The sequence below is a fragment of the Frigoribacterium sp. AP1 genome, from assembly GCF_056680555.1.
In genome coordinates, this window is record NZ_CM155288.1 from 3026355 (window position 1) to 3044708 (window position 18354).

The 18354-nt window shown below is 70.3% G+C and carries 16 protein-coding genes; all 16 read right to left on the minus strand.

Translation table 11 applies throughout. The features are described 5' to 3' along the window. Positions 1–77: 77 nt before the first annotated feature. The 16 genes from gmk to alaS all read right to left on the minus strand — a co-directional run bounded on the left by gmk (position 78) and on the right by alaS (position 18350). Complete coding sequence (gene gmk, locus AC1MBW_RS14365) at positions 78–992, minus strand: guanylate kinase (RefSeq protein WP_055972721.1); 915 nt, start codon at positions 990–992, stop codon at positions 78–80. Beyond that, the gene (gene pyrF, locus AC1MBW_RS14370; protein ID WP_054146059.1) at positions 980–1834 is read right to left on the minus strand and encodes an orotidine-5'-phosphate decarboxylase; all 855 of its coding nucleotides are present in this window, start codon (positions 1832–1834) and stop codon (positions 980–982) included. The genes gmk and pyrF overlap by 13 nt, the downstream gene beginning before the upstream one ends. Further along, positions 1831–5106 (minus strand): carbamoyl-phosphate synthase large subunit, encoded by a 3276-nt coding sequence (gene carB / locus AC1MBW_RS14375; protein ID WP_480024889.1) that lies wholly within the window; start codon positions 5104–5106, stop codon positions 1831–1833. The genes pyrF and carB overlap by 4 nt, the downstream gene beginning before the upstream one ends. Next, positions 5106–6290 (minus strand): glutamine-hydrolyzing carbamoyl-phosphate synthase small subunit, encoded by a 1185-nt coding sequence (gene carA, locus AC1MBW_RS14380; protein ID WP_480024890.1) that lies wholly within the window; start codon positions 6288–6290, stop codon positions 5106–5108. The genes carB and carA overlap by 1 nt, the downstream gene beginning before the upstream one ends. Then, positions 6283–6804, minus strand: a complete 522-nt coding sequence (locus AC1MBW_RS14385) for a PH-like domain-containing protein (RefSeq protein WP_480024891.1) — start codon at positions 6802–6804, stop codon at positions 6283–6285. The genes carA and AC1MBW_RS14385 overlap by 8 nt, the downstream gene beginning before the upstream one ends. Next, positions 6801–8171, minus strand: coding sequence for a dihydroorotase (locus tag AC1MBW_RS14390; protein WP_480024892.1), 1371 nt, complete (start codon positions 8169–8171; stop codon positions 6801–6803). The genes AC1MBW_RS14385 and AC1MBW_RS14390 overlap by 4 nt, the downstream gene beginning before the upstream one ends. Continuing rightward, positions 8168–9124 (minus strand): aspartate carbamoyltransferase catalytic subunit, encoded by a 957-nt coding sequence (locus AC1MBW_RS14395; protein WP_480024893.1) that lies wholly within the window; start codon positions 9122–9124, stop codon positions 8168–8170. Before AC1MBW_RS14395 ends, AC1MBW_RS14390 begins: the two co-directional genes overlap by 4 nt. Next, positions 9121–9714 carry a bifunctional pyr operon transcriptional regulator/uracil phosphoribosyltransferase PyrR gene (gene pyrR / locus AC1MBW_RS14400; RefSeq protein WP_480024894.1) on the minus strand — a complete coding sequence of 198 codons (594 nt, stop codon included), beginning with the start codon at positions 9712–9714 and terminating at the stop codon, positions 9121–9123. Before pyrR ends, AC1MBW_RS14395 begins: the two co-directional genes overlap by 4 nt. A 132-nt stretch (positions 9715–9846) precedes the next feature. Beyond that, on the minus strand, positions 9847–10257 hold the full coding sequence (gene nusB / locus AC1MBW_RS14405; RefSeq protein WP_480024895.1) for a transcription antitermination factor NusB: 411 nt from the start codon (positions 10255–10257) through the stop codon (positions 9847–9849). A gap of 3 nt (positions 10258–10260) precedes the next feature. After that, complete coding sequence (efp, locus tag AC1MBW_RS14410) at positions 10261–10824, minus strand: elongation factor P (protein WP_043592746.1); 564 nt, start codon at positions 10822–10824, stop codon at positions 10261–10263. Between the two features lie 85 nt (positions 10825–10909). Then, positions 10910–11998: a 3-dehydroquinate synthase gene (gene aroB / locus AC1MBW_RS14415; RefSeq protein ID WP_480024896.1), complete on the minus strand. Its 1089-nt coding sequence runs from the start codon at positions 11996–11998 to the stop codon at positions 10910–10912. After that, positions 11995–12474, minus strand: a complete 480-nt coding sequence (locus AC1MBW_RS14420; protein ID WP_054146183.1) for a shikimate kinase — start codon at positions 12472–12474, stop codon at positions 11995–11997. The genes aroB and AC1MBW_RS14420 overlap by 4 nt, the downstream gene beginning before the upstream one ends. Before the next feature lie 32 nt (positions 12475–12506). Further along, entirely contained in the window at positions 12507–13712 is a 1206-nt protein-coding gene (aroC, locus tag AC1MBW_RS14425) for a chorismate synthase (protein WP_054146052.1), read from the minus strand. A gap of 100 nt (positions 13713–13812) precedes the next feature. Further along, positions 13813–15156, minus strand: a complete 1344-nt coding sequence (gene mltG / locus AC1MBW_RS14430) for an endolytic transglycosylase MltG (protein ID WP_152970227.1) — start codon at positions 15154–15156, stop codon at positions 13813–13815. A gap of 3 nt (positions 15157–15159) precedes the next feature. Next, positions 15160–15669 carry a Holliday junction resolvase RuvX gene (gene ruvX / locus AC1MBW_RS14435; protein ID WP_480024897.1) on the minus strand — a complete coding sequence of 170 codons (510 nt, stop codon included), beginning with the start codon at positions 15667–15669 and terminating at the stop codon, positions 15160–15162. Between the two features lie 8 nt (positions 15670–15677). Continuing rightward, a complete protein-coding gene (gene alaS / locus AC1MBW_RS14440) occupies positions 15678–18350 on the minus strand; it encodes an alanine--tRNA ligase (RefSeq protein ID WP_480024898.1) in 2673 nt (890 codons plus the stop codon). Positions 18351–18354: the final 4 nt, after the last annotated feature.

An 18354-nucleotide genomic window follows, 5' to 3' on the forward strand; every position in this document is an offset into this window, starting at 1 on the left:
TGGTTGCTCCTCGTGTCGATGGGGGTCGGTGCCGCCACCGCTCGGGACGAGCGTGGGCACCAAGATCGGGGCGCGGGTCACGCGCGGGTACGGCCCGGTTCGGGCGCAGTCATCAATTCTACGACCTCGCGGGCCGCTTCGGCCACGTCGTGGTTCACGACACGCGCGTCGAACTCGTCCTGGGCGGCCAGCTCGACCTTCGCGGTCTCGAGTCGGCGCTGCTGTTCGGCGGCGTCCTCGGTGCCTCGACCGATGAGTCGACGGACTAGTTCGTCCCAGGTCGGGGGCAGGAGGAAGACGAGCACGGCCTCGGGCATCGCGGCCCGGACGAGACGGGCGCCCTGCAGGTCGATCTCGAGCAGCACGCTGCGACCCTCGTTCAACGCGGCGTCCAGCGGGGGGCGGGGCGTGCCGTAGCGGTAGGAGTTGTGGACCGTGGCGTACTCGAGCAGTTCGCGGTCGCGGATCATGCGGTCGAACTCGGCGTCGTCAACGAAGTAGTAATGGACCCCGTCGACCTCGCCGGGTCGCGGGGCACGGGTCGTCGCGGACACGCTGAGGTGCACGTCGGGGTAGTTCTCGCGGATGTACGTCGAGACGGTGCCCTTGCCCACGGCCGTGGGACCGGCCAGGACGACCAGCCGGGACCGGAGGCGTCCCTTGGCCTCGCGGACGGCGAGCCAGTCGCCGAGGATGCGGCGTTGCCTGACCCCGAGCCCGCCGACCCGTTTCGACTCGGCGATGCCGAGTTCGGTCATGATGCGGGCGACGCGGGTCGGGCCGATCCCCGGGATGCTGGTGAGCAGCTCGCGGACCCTGAGCGACCCCTCGGGGCTCGTGGGTTCACCGGCCCAGGCGGCCTCGGCGACGTCGAGGGCGCTCCGGGTCCGCGAGGCGACGGCGTTCTTGACGGCGGCGCGCCCACGTCGTGCGGCCACGGCGGCGCGGGCCGCCGCGGCACGGTCGACGGGGGGCGGGGTCAGACGAGGCACGAACGCACCTCGTCGGCGTCACGACGGACCGCGTCGGCGAACCCCGCCGGACCCGCCGAGAGGAGGGCACGGGAGGCGGAGACCAGCACGGCGCCGGCGGCAGGGCCGAAGAGTCGAGGGAGGTCGGCATAGGACGCGCCCTGGTGGCCGAACCCCGGGGCGAGCACCGGCGTCGTCGTCAGCCGCGTGGTGTCGATGCCGTAGTCGTCGAGGTCGACGGTCGCGCCGAGCACGAGGCCGACGCTGCCGAACGGGGCGTCGCCCGCCGTCTGGTTGTCATGGAGCACGTCGTCGACGATACCGCTCGCGACGGTGCCCTCCGCGCCGTGGGCGTCGGTCCGCACGGCCGTCTGGGTCGCCAGCGCCTCGACGTTGGACGTCGCGGCCAACACGAACACACCTGCGCCGACGGCCCGTGCCCGCGTCACCAGCCCGGTCATGGAATCGAAGCCGAGATAGGGCGAGACGGTCAGGGCGTCGACCCGCAACGCCGACGACTCGTCGAACCACGCGTCACCGTAGCCGTCCATCGTCGAGCCGATGTCGCCCCGCTTGGCGTCACCGATCTGCAGCAGGCCCCGCTCGCGACCGGCCTCGAGGACGTCCTCGAGGGCTGCGAACCCCGCGGAGCCCCAGCGTTCGAAGAACGCGACCTGCGGCTTGACGATCGATGCCGAGCCGACCAGGCCGTCGACGACGCGCAGGCCGAACTCACGCACGCCCGAGGCGTCGGACGAGAGACCCCACTGGTCCAGGAGGTAGGGGTGGGGGTCGATGCCGACGCAGAGCGGACCGGTCGCGGCGAACGCCGCCGCGAGCCGGTCGCCGAACGACGAGCTCACCGTCGGGCCGCCCGGGCGAGACCGTAGTCCTGCAGGCTCGTGACCTCGAGGTCGCTCTGCACGGCCTCGATCGAGGCGACGGCCGCTCCGAGCTGCGCGATGGTCGTGAAGAGGGCCTTGTCGGCCGCCACGGTCGCCGCGCGGATCTCGTACCCGTCGGCTCGGGCGCTCGACCCGCTCGGGGTGTTGATCACGATGTCGACCTCGTCGGCGTTGATCAGGTCGACGACCGAGTGGCCCCCGGCGCTGAACTTGTCGACGGTGTCGGCGTGGATGCCGTTGCGCACGAGGACGGTGGCCGTCCCCTCGGTCGCGAGGATGCGGAACCCGAGTTGCTGGAGGCGCAGGACCGGCAACACGATCGCCCGCTTGTCGCGGTCCGCGACGCTGACGAAGACGGTGCCCGACGTCGGGAGCCCACCGTAGGCGGCCGTCTGGCTCTTCGCGAACGCCCGGGGGAAGTCGCGGTCGATGCCCATGACCTCGCCGGTCGAGCGCATCTCGGGGCTGAGGACGCTGTCGACGACCTGCCCCTCTTTCGTTCGGAACCGCTTGAAGGGCAGCACGGCCTCCTTCACCGAGATCGGCGAGTCGAGGGGGACGTCCGAGCCGTCCTGCTCGGGCAGCAGACCGCTTTCCACGAGGTCGCGCACGCTGTGCCCCACCATGATCAGCGAGGCCGCCTTGGCCAGCGGGATGCCGAGCGCCTTCGAGACGAACGGCACCGTCCGGCTCGCCCGGGGGTTGGCCTCGATGACGTAGAGCACGCCGGCCGCGATCGCGAACTGCACGTTGAGCAGACCGGACACGCCGATGCCCTTCGCGATGGCGAGGGTCGCGTCGCGGACGCGGTCGATCTCGCCCTTCCCGAGCGTGACGGGCGGCAGGGTGCAGCTCGAGTCGCCGGAGTGGATGCCGGCCTCCTCGATGTGCTCCATGATGCCGCCGACGTAGAGCTCGGTGCCGTCGTAGAGCGCGTCGACGTCGATCTCGACGGCGTCGTCCAGGAAGCGGTCGACCAGCAAGGGCGCGTCGGGGCCGATGATGGCCTGGTCCGCGACCCGTTCGAAGTAGTCGGCGAGCGAGGGGCTGTCGTAGACGATCTCCATGCCGCGTCCGCCGAGCACGTACGACGGTCGCACCAGCACCGGGTAGCCGATCTCTTCGGCGACGGCGACCGCGCTGTCGTAGTCGGTCGCCGTGCCGTTGCGCGGTGCGAGCAGGCCGGCGGCGTCGAGGATGCCCTGGAAGAGGCCCCGTTCTTCGGCCGAGTCGATCGCGTCGGGTGTCGTGCCGAGGATGGGCACGCCGGCCGCTTCGAGTCCCTTCGACAGGCCGAGAGCCGTCTGGCCGCCGAGCTGCACGACGACACCGACGAGCTCGCCGCTGGCGCTCTCGGCGTGGACGACCTCGAGGACGTCCTCGAGGGTGAGCGGCTCGAAGTACAACCGGTCGCTCGTGTCGTAGTCGGTCGAGACCGTCTCGGGGTTGCAGTTGATCATGATCGTCTCGAAGCCGGCGTCGCTCAGGGCGAAGCTCGCGTGGACGCACGAGTAGTCGAACTCGACGCCCTGCCCGATGCGGTTCGGACCCGAGCCGAGGATGATCACCTTGCGGCGGTCGCTGGCCACGACCTCGGTCTCGGTGTCGTAGCTCGAGTAGTGGTACGGCGTCAGGGCGGGGAACTCCCCCGCGCAGGTGTCGACGGTCTTGAAGACGGGGCGCACGTCGAGGGCGTGGCGGTGATCGCGCACCTGCTGCTCGGAGAGCTCGCGCAACTGGCCGATCTGGTCGTCGCTGAAGCCGTGGTCCTTGGCGAGCACGAGGGTGTCCGCGTCGAGCTCGGCGGCCGAGGCGACCTGCTCGGCGATCTCGTTGATCAAGACGATCTGGTCGATGAACCAGGGGTCGATCTTCGTGGCGTCGAAGACCTGCTCGGCGGTGGCACCGGCCCGCAGGGCCTGCTGCACGGTGACGATGCGGCCGTCGGTGGGCGTCGACGACAACGCGAGCAGCGCCTCCTGGTCTCCGGGCTCTCCCTGCCAGTGGAAGCTCGACCCGCGCTTCTCGAGCGACCGGAGCGACTTCTGCAGCGCCTGGGTGAAGTTGCGGCCGAGGGCCATCGCCTCGCCCACGCTCTTCATCGTCGTGGTGAGCGTCGTGTCGGCCGCCGGGAACTTCTCGAACGCGAACCGGGGCACCTTGACGACGACGTAGTCGAGCGTCGGTTCGAAGGAGGCGGGGGTCACCTTCGTGATGTCGTTCGGGATCTCGTCGAGGCGGTATCCGAGGGCCAGCTTGGCCGCGATCTTGGCGATCGGGAAGCCGGTCGCCTTGGACGCGAGGGCGCTGGAGCGCGACACGCGGGGGTTCATCTCGATGACGATGACGCGGCCGTCCGCCGGGTCCACCGCGAACTGGATGTTGCAGCCACCGGTGTCGACCCCGACACGGCGGATGATGTCGATGCTGATGTCGCGCAGGTTCTGGTACTCGCGGTCGGTCAGGGTCAACGCCGGCGCGACGGTGATCGAGTCACCGGTGTGGACGCCCACCGGGTCGACGTTCTCGATCGAGCAGACCACGACCGTGTTGTCGGCCGTGTCGCGCATCATCTCGAGCTCGTACTCTTTCCAGCCGAGGATGCTCTCCTCGAGCAGGACCTCGGTGGTGGGGCTCTGGTGGAGGCCGTCCGTGACCATGCGGATCAGCTCGTCGCGGGTGTAAGCGAAGCCCGACCCGAGCCCGCCCATGGTGAACGAGGGACGGATGACCAGGGGGTACCCGAGGTCTTCGGCGTACTCCACGGCCTGCTCGACGGTGGTGGCGATGTACGACTTGGCGACGTCGGCACCCGACTCGAGCACGAGCTTCTTGAAGAGCTGGCGGTCCTCGCCCTTCTGGATGGCCTCGACCTTGGCGCCGATCAACTCCACGCCGTGCTTGGCGAGGATGCCCTCCTCGTCGAGGGCGATGGCGGCGTTGAGGGCCGTCTGCCCGCCGAGGGTCGGCAGGATCGCGTCGGGGCGCTCCTTCACGATGATGGCCTCGAGCACCTCGGACGTGATGGGCTCGATGTACGTCGCGTCGGCGAAGTCGGGGTCGGTCATGATCGTGGCCGGGTTCGGGTTCACGAGGATGACCCGGACGCCCTCTTCGCGCAGCACGCGGCAGGCCTGGGTGCCCGAGTAGTCGAACTCGGCCGCCTGACCGATGACGATCGGCCCGGAGCCGATCACGAGGACGGAGTTGATGTCGTCACGCTTGGGCATCAGTTGCTGCTTTCGATGTCGGAGCCGAAGTCGACGGCCTGGCCGTTCGTGCGGGCGACGACCGCCTCACGGAAGCGGTCGAAGAGGTGGTTGCTGTCGTGGGGGCCCGCGGCGGCCTCGGGGTGGTATTGCACCGAGAACGCGGGGATGTCGAGGGCGCGGAGGCCCTCGACGACCTGGTCGTTCAGGCTGTAGTGGCTCACCTCCACCCGGCCGAAGCCGGCCGGCGAGTCGAGGACGCCGTCGATCGGCGCGTCGACCGCGAACCCGTGGTTCTGGCTGGTGATCTCGACCTTGTTCGTGGTCTTGTCGAGCACCGGCTGGTTGATGCCGCGGTGGCCGAAGGGCAGCTTGTAGGTGCCGAAGCCCAGTGCCCGGCCGAACAGCTGGTTGCCGAAGCAGATGCCGAAGTACGGCAGACCGTCGCGGAGGGCGCCCTGGAGCAGCTCGACCTGCGAATCGCTCGCCGCCGGGTCACCGGGGCCGTTCGAGTAGAAGAGGGCGTCGGGGGCGAGGGCGCGGAGCTCGTCGAGGGTGGTGGACTGCGGCAGCACGTGGACCTCGAAGCCGCGCTGCGCGAGGTAGCGCAGCGTCGAGGTCTTCACGCCCAGGTCGAGGACGGCGACGGACCCGATGCGGTCGCCCTCGGCCTGCAGCACGTACGGCTCGACCGTCGACACCCGACTCGAGAGGTTGAGGCCGCGCATGTCGGCCCCGGCGGTGACGAGGGCGAGCTGCTCGTCGGGGTCGAGCCCGGCGTCGGGCCCGCTGAAGACTCCGCCCTTCATCGAGCCCACCTCGCGCAGACGGCGGGTCACGGCGCGGGTGTCGATGCCGCGGATGCCGACGATGCCGTCGGCGACGAGCTGGTCGTCGAGGCTGCCCTGCGCGCGGTGGTTCGAGACCACGCGGCTCGCGTCCCGGACGACGTACCCGGCGACCCAGATGCGGCGCGACTCGGGGTCGGTGTCGTTCACGCCCGTGTTGCCGATGTGCGGGGCGGTCATGACGACGATCTGACCGGCGTACGAGGGGTCGGTGAGGGTCTCCTGGTAGCCGGTCATGCCGGTCGCGAAGACGACCTCGCCGAGGGTGCGTCCGACGGCGCCGTAGGCGCGACCCGTGTACCGGGTGCCGTCGGCGAGGACCAGCACGGCCCTGTCGGTGGTGGAGGCGTCAGTCAATGGTCTTCTCCTTGGTGGTGCCGGCCCCGGGGGCCGTGGGGACGAGGGTGCGGATCGCCGCGACGACGGGGGTCGGGTCGTCGGTGAAGCGCAGGTAGGTGTCGAGGTCGACGTCGCCGAGGCGCCAGCCGACGAGCACGAGTCCGTCGCGCTCGACGACGCGGTCGATGGTCCAGGTCGCGCGGTCGACGCCCCGCATCGAGGAGGCGCGGATCAGCACGGCGGGTTCGCCCGCGATCTCGAGGCGCACGCCCTCGGCGTGGACGGACACGACCGCCCGACCGCGGAACCCGAGGCCGTGGACGACGACGCGGTCGAGCGGCTCGCCGCCTCGTGACGTCGCGACGTAGAGGGCGTCGACCGCCACGACGGGGTCCGACAGGTCGTCGGGCGCCCGGTCGGGTGCGGGGATGTCGGACTGACGGCGCCCGCGTGCCCGCCAGGACCGGGCCATCAGGCCGATCAGCAGCCCGACGCCGACGAGGATCAGGGCAGCGATGATCCACTGGCTCATCGGGCGGGCGTCCCCTCGGTGGCGGCGAGGGCGGCGGCGCTGTCGACGAGTCGAGCCGAACGGGCGACGACCTCGCTGTCGACGACGTGGCCGTCGACCACGGTCGCGTAGCCCTGGTGGAAGGTCGCCCGCACCTGACCGGGCAGGACGCGACCGAGGTAGGGCGAGTTGCGGCTCTTGCCCGCGAGATGCTCGGTCGAGAACGTGCGGGTCACCCCACGATCGTAGAGCGTGAGCTCGGCGGGCTCGCCCACGGCGAGGGGGCGCCCGTGCCCGGCCACCTGGCCGATGGCGGCCGGGGTGATCGACATCACCCGGGCCACGTCGGCCCAGCCGATCAGATCCGTGTCGACCATGGTGTGGTGCACGACCGAGAGGGCGGATTCGAGACCGACCATGCCGTTGGCGGCGGCGTCCCACTCGCAGCACTTCGCCTCGGAGGTGTGCGGGGCGTGGTCGGTGGCCACGATGTCGATCGTGCCGTCGGCCAGGGCGGCACGCAGCGCGTCGACGTCTTCCGAGCGTCGCAGAGGTGGATTGACCTTGTACCGCGAGTCGTAGCCCGACACGAGGTCCTCGGTCAGCAGCAGGTGGTGCGGAGTGACCTCGGCCGTGACCTCGATGCCGCGCGACTTGGCCCAGCGGATGACCTCGACGCTGCCCGCGGTCGAGACGTGGCAGACGTGCAGTCGGGCGCCGACGTGGTCCGCGAGCAGCACGTCGCGGGCGATGATCGCCTCTTCGGCGACCGCGGGCCAGCCGCCCAGGCCGAGCTCTGCCGACAGGGCGCCCTCGTTCATCTGGGCATCCTCGGTGAGCCGGGGCTCTTGGGCGTGCTGGGCGAGGACTCCTCCGAAGCCCTTGATGTACTCGAGTGCCCGACGCATCAGCAGCGGGTCCGCCACGCAGGACCCGTCGTCGGAGAAGACCCGGACGGCGGCACGGGAGCGGGCCATGGCGCCGATCTCGGAGAGGTGGGTGCCCTTCAACCCCTGGCTGACGGCACCGATCGGTCGGACGGTCACGAAGCCGGCGCGCTCCCCCAACGCCTGCACCTGTTCGACGACCCCCGCGGTGTCGGCCACGGGCGACGAGTTCGCCATGGCGTTGACGGCGGTGTACCCACCGGCGGCCGCTGCGCGCGACCCGGTCAGGACGGTCTCGCTGCCCTCGCCGCCGGGCTCGCGCAGGTGGGTGTGCAGGTCGACGAGGCCGGGCAGCAGGAGCAGGCCGTCGGCGTCGGTGACCGTCGCGCCGGCGGCGGTCAGACCGGTGCCGAGCTCGACGACGACGCCGTCGCGGACGACGACGTCCGTCCGGCTGCCGTCGACGGTCTCGGCGCCCCGGATGAGGTGGGTGGTGGTCACGATGCGTCCTCTCGGTCGCCGGCGAGGGTGAGGTAGAGCACGGCCATGCGGACGGCCACGCCGTTGGTGACTTGCTCGCGGACGGTCGAGCGCGGCGAGTCGGCGGCCTCGTCGCTGATCTCGAGGCCGCGGTTCATCGGGCCGGGGTGCATGACGAGCGTCGACTCGGGCAGCGACCGGAACCGCATCGCGCCCAGGCCCCAGGACCGGGCGTACTCGCGTGGGTTGGGGAAGAACGCGTCGTTCATGCGCTCCTGCTGGATGCGGAGCATCATGACGACGTCCGGTCGCACCTCGGCCAGGGCCTCGTCGAGGTCGTAGCGGACGTCGACGCCGAAGCGGCTGACGTCCACCGGGATCAACGTGGGAGGCGCGACCACCGTCACGTGGGCGCCGAGCGTCCGCAACAGCCACGCGTTGGATCTGGCGACCCGGGAGTGCAGGATGTCGCCGACGATCATCACCTCGACACCGTCGAGATCGCGCCCTCGGCTCGCCGCCCCGTGGACGCGACGACGGATCGTGAAGGCGTCGAGCAACGCCTGCGTGGGGTGCTCGTGGGTGCCGTCACCCGCGTTGACGATGCCGGCGTCGACCCAGCCGCTGTCGGCGAGCACGCGTGGGGCACCGCTCGACGGATGGCGGATCACGATGCCGTCCGCCCCCATGGCGGCGAGGGTCTGGGCCGTGTCCTTCAGGGACTCGCCCTTCGAGACGCTCGATCCCTTCGCCGCGAAGTTGATGACGTCCGCACTGAGACGCTTGGCCGCGGCCTCGAACGAGATGCGCGTGCGGGTGCTGTCCTCGTAGAACAGGTTGACGACCGTGATGCCGCGGAGCGTCGGGAGCTTGCGCACCTCGCGGGTGGCGACGTCGGCCATGTCCTCCGCCACGTCGAGGACGCGGATCGACTCGTCGCGCGAGAGATCGGCGGTGCTGAGCAGGTGCCTCATCGGTTCGCCCCCGGGGTGGCGACGGGCGCCGGGTCGGGGCCCGCGCCTCCTGCGGTCGTGCCGTCGTCGATGGCGACGAGCTCGTCGTCGTCGACGCCGTGCAGTCGCACGAAGATGCGCTCGACGGTCGAGGTGGGCAGGTTCTTGCCCACGAAGTCCGCGCGGATCGGGAGCTCTCGATGCCCGCGATCGACGAGGACGGCGAGGCGGACCGCCCGGGGCCGACCGATCGAGCTCAGCGCGTCCAGCGCGGCACGGATGGTGCGGCCCGAGTAGAGGACGTCGTCGACGAGGACGACGGTCTTGCCGTCGATGCCACCGGAGGGCACCGAGGTGGGGCGGGGCGACCGGGTGGGCTGGCGCCGGAGATCGTCGCGGTACATCGTCACGTCGACCGACCCGACGGGGACGGTGCTGCCCGAGATGGACGAGAGGGTCGCGGCGAGACGGTCGGCGAGCACGACGCCGCGTGTGGGGATGCCCAGGACGACCAGGTCGTCGGCGCCTTTGTTGGACTCGAGGATCTCGTGCGAGATGCGCGTGAGGGCACGCGCGATGTCAGCCTGACTCAGCACGGTACGGGTGCTCAATCGGACCTCCTTCCCCGCCTCTCGGGACGGAATTTAAAGGATGTCGGTGTGGGTGGATCGAGCCTATCGGTTCGTCGTACGACCGACGAGTCGACCGGTGACGATCGGTCGGTGGTGATCTTCCTCCGACCGTCAGTCGGCGGTCGCGATTCGGCCGAGCAGTCCGTTGACGAACGAGGCCGAGTCGTCGGTGCTGAGAGTCTGGGCGAGTTCGACGGCCTCGCTGATGGCCACGGCGTCGGGCGTCTCGTCGTTGTGGCGGAGCTCCCAGATGCCGATGCGGATGATTCCGCGGTCGAGGGTGGGCATGCGCGCGAGGGTCCAACCCTGCGAGTACGTCTCGATCAGTTCGTCGATCTCGTCGCGGTGGTCGATGACTCCCTGGACGATGTCGCGGGCGTAACCCCAGCTCGACCCGCGCTCGGGCTGGTCGAGTGCCCGTTGGGTCTCGGTGACCAGAGCGTCCGTCATGCTGATCTGACGGATGTCGGCGACGTACAAGACGTCGAGGGCACGTTTCCGCGCCTTGGTGCGTGCGCTCACCGACTAGTCGTTGACGCGGCCGAGGTAGCCGCCGTCGCGCGTGTCGACCTTGACCTTGGTGCCGGTCTCGAGGAACAGCGGCACCTGGATCTCGTAGCCGGTCTCGACGGTGGCGGGCTTCGTGCCACCGGTCGACCGGTCGCCCTGGAGGCCGGGCTCGGTGTAGGTGACCTCGAGGATGACCGAGGCGGGCAGCTCGATGTACAGCGGGTCGCCGTCGTGCAGGGCCATCTGCACGTTCTGGTTCTCGAGCATGAAGTTCTTCGCGTCGCCGACGATCGTGGCGGGCACGTTGATCTGGTCGTAGTCGCTCGTGTCCATGAACACGTAGCCGTCGGCCTCGGCGTAGAGGTACGTGTACTCGCGACGGTCGACGTTGGCGAAGTCGATCTTGGTGCCGGCGTTGAACGTCTTGTCGACGACCTTGCCCGACATCACGTTCTTCATCTTCGTGCGGACGAACGCTCCACCCTTGCCCGGCTTGACGTGCTGGAACTCGATGACGTTCCAGAGTTGACCGTCGAGGTTGAGGACGGCACCGTTCTTGATGTCGTTGGTAGTCGCCATGCGCGGATGATCCGTTCGGGGTGGTGGGAGGTCGGCCGGAATCGGCCATCGTCGAGTGTAGCGGACGCCCTGACGGGCCGGAGGGCTACGAACCGATCTCTTGGTAGGCCGCGAACAGCAGGCTCTGGTCGGGCCCCTGCAGCACGGTCGGCCGACCGATCTCGTCGAGGACGATGAAGCGCAACAGGCCCGCGCGGGCCTTCTTGTCACGCTGCATCGTCGCGAGCAGGGTGTTCCAGCGGCCCAGGGGGTACGAGACCGGCAGGGTCAGCGACTCGAGGATGCGCCGGTGACGGTCGACCGCCTCGTCGGACAAGCGTCCGGTCAGACGCGCGAGCTCGGCGGCGAAGACCATGCCCACCGAGACCGCGGCCCCGTGGCGCCACTGGTAGCGCTCGGCGTGCTCGACGGCGTGGCCGAGGGTGTGGCCGTAGTTCAGGATCTCGCGGAGACCCTGCTCGGTGAGGTCTTCGCCGACGACGCGGGCCTTGAGCCCGATCGCCAGCTCGACGACCCGACGGAACTCGGGCGTCGTGGGGTCGGTCGCCCGGTCGACGTCGGCCTCGACGATGTCGAGGATCTCGGGTTCGGCGATGAACCCGACCTTCACGACCTCGGCGAAGCCGGCGAGGATCTCGTTCTTCGACAACGTGTCGAGGTGGTCGAGGTCGGCCAGCACCGCCACAGGCGGGTGGAAGACACCGACGAGGTTCTTGCCCTCGGCGGTGTTGACGCCGGTCTTGCCGCCGACGCTCGCGTCGACGAGCCCGAGCACGCTGGTCGGCATCTGGACGAGCGGGACGCCCCGGAGCCAGGTGCCCGCGACGAAGCCGGCCAGGTCGGTGATGGCCCCGCCGCCGAGACCGATGACGGCGTCGGTGCGGGTGAAGTCGGCCTGGCCCAGCACCTGCCAGCAGAAGGCGGCGACCTCGACGCGCTTGGCGTCCTCGGCGTCGGGCACCTCGGCGATGAGAGCCTCGTAGCCGGCCGCCACCAAGGAGTCGCGCACCTCGCCCGCCTTGCGGCCCAGCGTGGGCGCGTGGACGATCAGCACCTTCTTCGTCTGCGGGTGCAGGACGCCCGGCAGGTGGCCGGTGAGTCCCCGACCGATCAGCACGTCGTAGGGGGCGTCTCCCTCGACGTGGATGGTCGTGGTGTCGGTCGCGTCGGTCATGCGGTGCCTCTCTCGGAGTCGAGCCAGGTCTCGATGTCGTCGACGACGGTCGAGACGGGCCGGTGGGACGTGTCGAACACGACGGACGCCAGTGCTCGGTAGACGGGATCGCGCTCGGCGGCGATGGCGCGCCAGGCCTCGATGCCCCCTCGCTGCAGCAGTGGCCGGGCACTGCCGGCCAACCGCGATTCGACGGCCTCGGCCGTCACGGTGAGCAGGACGACGGGGAACCCTGACAAGGAGGCGCGGGTGCGGTCGTCGAGGACGGCTCCCCCACCCAGCGACACCACCCCGTCACCGGCCAGGGCCTCGACCACGGCCTCGTGTTCGAGCGCCCGGAAGTGTGCCTCGCCGTGACGTTCGAACAGCTCGGCGATGGGCCCGTGCCGTCGGACGACGAGGCGGTCGCTGTCGACGAACGGGACGTCGAGGCGGCGCGAGAGCTTCTTGCCGATGCTCGTCTTGCCCGCCCCCATGGGGCCGATCAGGACGACCGGCCGCGTGGTCGTCACTCGGCGGCGGACGCCGGCTGAGTCCGCAGGTTCTCGGGGATGGCGTCGAGGTAGCCCCGCAGGTTGCGAGCCGTCTCGCCCAGCGAGTCGCCGCCGAACTTCTCGAGGATCGAGTTCGCCAGGACGAGGGCGACCATCGACTCGGCGACGACGCCGGCGGCCGGGACCGCACAGACGTCGGAACGCTGGTGGTGCGCCTTGCTCTCTTCGCCGCTCGTGACGTCGACCGTGGCCAGTGCCCGCGGAACGGTCGCGATCGGCTTCATGCCGGCACGCACGCGGAGGACGGTGCCCGTGCTCATGCCCCCTTCGGTCCCCCCGGCGCGATCGGTGTCGCGTGAGATGACCCCGCCCGTGCGGTGGAGCTCGTCGTGGGCGACCGACCCGCGCCTGCGGGTCGTCTCGAAGCCGTCCCCGACCTCGACGCCCTTGATCGCCTGGATGCCCATCAACGCGGCGGCCAGCTGCGAGTCGAGACGACGGTCCCACTGGACGTGCGAGCCGAGCCCCGGCGGCACGCCGTAGGCGAGCACCTCGACGACGCCCCCGAGGGTGTCGCCGTCTTTCTTGGCGGCCTCGACCTCGTCGACCATGAGGGCGCTGGTCGCCTGGTCGAAGCAGCGCAGCGGATCGTCGTCGAGACGGTCGACGTCCGACGGGACGGGCACCGGGCTGCCGTCGGGCACGCGCACGGGGCCGATGGACAGGGTGTGGCTGACGAGCTCGATGCCGAGCTCGGCGAGGAAGGACCGAGCGACGGCACCGAGGGCGACGCGGGCCGCCGTCTCGCGTGCGCTCGCACGCTCGAGGATCGGCCGGGCCTCGTCGAAGTCGTACTTCTGCATGCCGACGAGGTCGGCGTGGCCGGGTCGGGGTCGCGTGAGTGGCGCGCTTCGACCCCGTGAGGCGTCGCTCACGTCGACGGGCTCGGGACTCATCACCTCGACCCACTTCGGCCACTCGGTGTTGCCGATGCGCAGGGCGACGGGGCTGCCCATCGTCAGGCCGTGGCGGACGCCGCCCGAGATGTTCAGCTCGTCCTGCTCGAACTTCATGCGGGAGCCGCGACCGTAGCCCAGCTTGCGGCGGGCGAGGTCGGCACGGATCGCGTCGAGCGACACCGGCACGCCGGCCGGCAGCCCCTCGAGGACGGCGACGAGCTCGGGCCCGTGAGATTCTCCAGCGGTCAACCAACGAAGCATGGTGTCGATCTTCCCACAGAGAGAGGGGCCGACCGACCGTGTGACGGTCGGTCGGCCCCTCAGGACGGGCGTGAGTGTTCGACGGCCGACCGTCGGTCGGTCACTGGTACTCGGGGTGCTCGCGCATCCAGGCCTGCCATTGCTTCACCGCGGCCTGGTGCTCGGCGTACGTGGTCGAGAAGGCCGTCTCGCCCGTGTCGAGGTTGACCGTGACGAAGAACAGCCAGGTACCGTCGGCCGGTTTCAGGGCGGCGTTCAGGGCGAGGTCGCCCGGGTTCGAGATCGGTCCGACCGGCAGTCCCTCGTGGACGTAGGTGTTGTAGGCGTTGTTCGCGTCGCCGCGTTCTTCGTCGGTCGTCGTGACCCGGTGGGTGTTCCCCGTTCCGTAGGCGACCGTGGCGTCCGACTGCAGGAGCATGCCCTGGTCGAGACGGTTCTGGAAGACCCGCGCGACCTTGGGATAGTCGTCGGCGAGACCGGCTTCTTTCTGGATCAGCGACGCGAAGACGATCGTCTTCTGGTAGTCGGCGGGCTGCGCACCGGCGGACTGCAGGTGCTGGGTCATGGTCGTCACCATGTCTTGGAGGTAGTCGTGGGCCGTCTTGCCCGGGTCGAGCTCGTAGGTCGCCGGGAAGAGCCAACCCTCGAGGCTCGTGGCCTCGGCGGGCAGACCGAACGTCGTGTAGTCCGCGGCGGCGGCCTGGACGTCGGCGATCGGGATCGACGTCGCGGAGGCGAGGAGCTCGTAGACGTCCGCCGCCACGGTTCCCTCGGGGATGACGACCTTGTTGGTGATGCGGTTCGCACTGTCCTGGAGCGCGTCGAGGGCCGACTGGGCGCTCATCTGCTGCTGCAGGGTGTAGGTGCCCGGCTGGAAGGTCATCGACGGGTCGGACAGCAGGAGCGAGTAGGCCGACTCATAGCTCTGCGTGACGCCGGCGTCCGCCAGGTTCTGCGCGATGTCGGAGCCGACCTGGCCCGAGACGATGGCGAAGTCGACGGGCGTGCCGTTGCCGCTGCCGGCGTAGTCGGCCGGCTCGTCGTCACCCGTGAACTTGGCGATCAGCGGCTGGACCTGCCCCCAGGCGGCGGCGACGCCGGCGGTGCCCCCGGCCAGGACGAGCACGAGGATCGAGGCGAGGACGATCGGGCCCTTCTTCGACCGTCGTTCGCGCGGTTCCCGCGTCGCGCGCGCGCGTGCGCGATCGCCGTCGCCGTCGGAGGGCGGAACGACGACGGGCTCGGCCCGTCGTTCGCGCTCCCGCTGTTCACGGCGGGACAGAGCGGGGACCTCGACGTGCGTGCTGCGCCGGAGGGGTGCGCCGTCGCCGTCATCCTGCAGGTGGTCGACCGACTCGCCTCGGCGGCGTCCGGAGCTGTCGGCAGGGCGGTCGTTCTGGGGTTGGGACGCGAAGATGTCGTCCCAATCGGGTTCGTCGGCCACGAATCACTGTCTTTCGTCGGTGGCGGGTGCGGCAACGTCGCCGCCCGTCTCTCGGGTCACGTCGACCGCCCGCCCGGGCGGCTGACCGCTCGAGCGCTCGAGGTCGAGCGCGTGCTGGACGATGATAACAGCGGCCACTTGGTCGATCACGGACCGTTGTCTCTTGCCCTTCCGGCCCGAGGCCCGGAGGGCACCCTGGGCGCTGACCGTCGAGAGACGCTCGTCGACGAGACGGACGGGCACCGTGACGGCCTGCGCGATGGCCGCCGCGAAGTCCCGCGCGTCCTGCGTCGACGCCGTGTCGCGACCCGAGAGGGCGATGGGCAGGCCGACGACCACCTCGAGCGCATCGAGTTCGGCGACCAGGTCGCGGACGGCACCGACGTCGGCCACACCGTCGGCGGAACGCGCGAGCGTCTCGACCGGGGTGGCGAGCAGACCGTCGGGGTCGGTGCGAGCGACTCCGACCCGGGCCTTGCCCACGTCGATGCCGATGCGGACGCCTCGGCGCACGGCCGTCCTCAGGCCCCGAGTTCGGCGACGATGCCGGCCAGCGCGGTGGGAATCGCCGAGACGTCGGATCCGCCGCCCTGTGCGAGGTCGTCCTTGCCGCCGCCGCCGCCACCGAGGGCCGAGGCGGCACCCTTGGCGAGACGGCCGGCCTTGACTCCGGCCCGGCGCGCGCCGTCGGTGGTGGCCACGATCACGGCGGGCTTGCCCGCGACGTCTGCTGCCAGGGCGACGACCGCCGCGCTGGAGGCGCCGAGGCGTTCGCGCACCGACAGGGCGAGCGACCGCAGGTCGTCGGTCGAACCGAGCGACCCGACCGATTCGGCGACGACGGTGAGGTCGCCGATCGAGGTCGCCGTCTCGGCCAACGCCGGGACGCGTGTGGCGAGGCGGGCGGACTCGAACTCGGCGATCTTCTTCTCGGCCGTGCGGAGGCTCGTGACGAGGTCACCGACGCGGTCGGCCAGCTGATCGCGCGGGGTCTTGAGCGACGAGGTCAGTTGGGACACGAGGGCACGCTCGGCGGCGAACTCACGGAACGCGTCCATGCCGACGAGCGACTCCACGCGCCGGTTGGTCGACCCCACCGAGGTCTCGCTGACGAGGTTGATGAGGCCGACCTGCGAGCTGGTCGAGACGTGGGTGCCCGCGCAGAGCTCGCGGGACCAGGGACCACCGATGTCGACCATGCGGACGGTCTCGCCGTACTTCTCGCCGAACAGTGCCATGGCACCCAGGGCGCGGGCGTCGTCGAGGGGCATCTCGCGGGTGACGACGTGCAGGTCGTCGCGGATCGCGTTGTTGGCGATCTCCTCGATCTCGGACCGCGTCTGCGGGCTCAGTGCCTGGTTCCAGTTGAAGTCGAGCCGCATGTAGCCGGCCTTGTTGTAGGACCCGGCCTGGTGCGCCTCGGGGCCGAGCACTTCTCGGAGGGCGGCGTGGATCAGGTGCGTCGCGGAGTGCGCCTGTGTCGCGCCCCGGCGGTAGGCGGGGTCGACCACGCTGGTCGCCGTGTCGCCGACCCCCACCTCGCCGGAGGTGACCTGGACGCGGTGGCTGATGAGACCCTTGACCGGCTTCTGCACGTCGAGGACCTCGAGGTCGAAGCCCACGCCGACGATGCGGCCCGAGTCGGCCTCCTGGCCGCCGGACTCGGCGTACAGCGAGGTCTCGGCGAGGATCACCTCGGCGATGTCGCCCGCCACGGCGCGGTCGACGTCGGCCCCGTCGACGATCAGGCCGAGCACGCGGGTCTCGGTGTCGAGCTCGTCGTAGCCCGTGAAGACCGTCTCGCCCTGGGCGCGGAACGCGCTGTAGACGCTCAGGTCGGCCAGGGCCACCTTCCGAGACTTGGCGTCGGCCTTCGCCCGGGCGCGTTGCTCGGACATCAGCCGGTCGAACGCCTCGCGGTCGACCGTCAGGCCGCTCTCTTCCGCGATCTCGAGGGTGAGGTCGATCGGGAACCCGAAGGTGTCGTGCAACAGGAAGGCCGTGTCGCCCTGCAGCTGCGGGGTCGTGCCCGCCAAGGCGCGCTGCTTCGTGTCGTCGACGGCGATGTCGAGGATGTTCGTGCCGGCGGCCAGGGTGCGGAGGAAGGTCTCCTCCTCGGCGTAGGCCAGCCGCGAGATGCGTTCGTAGTCGGTCTCGACCTCGGGGTAGGCGGCCTTCATCGCGTCGCGGGACTCCGGGAAGAGCGCGGGGAAGGTGGGGCCGTCGACGCCGAGCAGACGCATCGAACGCACCGTGCGTCGCAGGAGACGGCGGAGGATGTAGCCGCGGCCCTCGTTGGACGGGCGCACCCCGTCGGACATCAGCATGAGCGAGCTGCGGACGTGGTCGGCGATGACCCGCATGCGGACGTCGTCGTCGTGGACCGCGCCGTAGCGCCGCCCCGACAGCTCGGCGGCCTTGTCGAGGACCGGGCGCACCTGGTCGATCTCGTACATGTTGTCGACGCCCTGCTTGAGGAAGGCGACGCGTTCGAGACCCATGCCGGTGTCGATGTTCTTGTTCGGCAGCTCGCGCACGATGTCGAAGTCGACCTTCGAGCGGACGTTCTCGATCTGGTACTGCATGAACACGAGGTTCCAGATCTCGACGTAGCGGTCGTCGTCGGTCGCCGGACCACCGTCGGCCCCGTAGGCGGGACCACGGTCGAAGAAGATCTCGGAGCACGGCCCCGCAGGCCCGGGCTGACCGGTGTGCCAGTAGTTGGAGTCCTTGCCGAGGCGCTGGATGCGCTCGTCGGGCAGGCCGGCGACCTTCTTCCAGAGGGCGATGGCCTCGTCGTCCTCTTCGTACACCGTCACCCACAGGTCGTCGGGCGAGAACGCGAGGCCACCGTCGGCCTCGCTCGAGGTCAAGAGCTCCCAGGCGTAGCCGATCGCTTCTTCTTTGAAGTAGTCGCCGAACGAGAAGTTGCCGTTCATCTGGAAGAACGTGCCGTGTCTCGGCGTCTTGCCGACCTCTTCGATGTCGTTGGTGCGGATGCACTTCTGGACGCTCGTGGCGCGGGGGTACGGCGTGGGGACGAGCCCGGTGAGGTACGGGATGAACGGGACCATGCCCGCGACCGTGAAGAGGAGGCTCGGGTCGTCACTGACCAGGGACGCGGACGGGACGACGGTGTGGCCCCGATCGCCGAAGTAGTCGAGCCAACGGCGGCGGATTTCGGCGGTCTGCATGGTT

Excerpts from the sequence above, each read along its gene's own strand:
- carB (WP_480024889.1), bottom strand. The coding sequence starts at position 5,106 with ATGCCCAAGCGTGACGACATCAACTCCGTCCTCGTGATCGGCTCCGGG.
- AC1MBW_RS14385 (WP_480024891.1), bottom strand. The coding sequence starts at position 6,804 with ATGAGCCAGTGGATCATCGCTGCCCTGATCCTCGTCGGCGTCGGGCTG.
- AC1MBW_RS14395 (WP_480024893.1), bottom strand. The coding sequence starts at position 9,124 with ATGAGGCACCTGCTCAGCACCGCCGATCTCTCGCGCGACGAGTCGATC.
- efp (WP_043592746.1), bottom strand. The coding sequence starts at position 10,824 with ATGGCGACTACCAACGACATCAAGAACGGTGCCGTCCTCAACCTCGAC.
- aroB (WP_480024896.1), bottom strand. The coding sequence starts at position 11,998 with ATGACCGACGCGACCGACACCACGACCATCCACGTCGAGGGAGACGCC.
- AC1MBW_RS14420 (WP_054146183.1), bottom strand. The coding sequence starts at position 12,474 with ATGGGGGCGGGCAAGACGAGCATCGGCAAGAAGCTCTCGCGCCGCCTC.
- aroC (WP_054146052.1), bottom strand. The coding sequence starts at position 13,712 with ATGCTTCGTTGGTTGACCGCTGGAGAATCTCACGGGCCCGAGCTCGTC.
- alaS (WP_480024898.1), bottom strand. The coding sequence starts at position 18,350 with ATGCAGACCGCCGAAATCCGCCGCCGTTGGCTCGACTACTTCGGCGAT.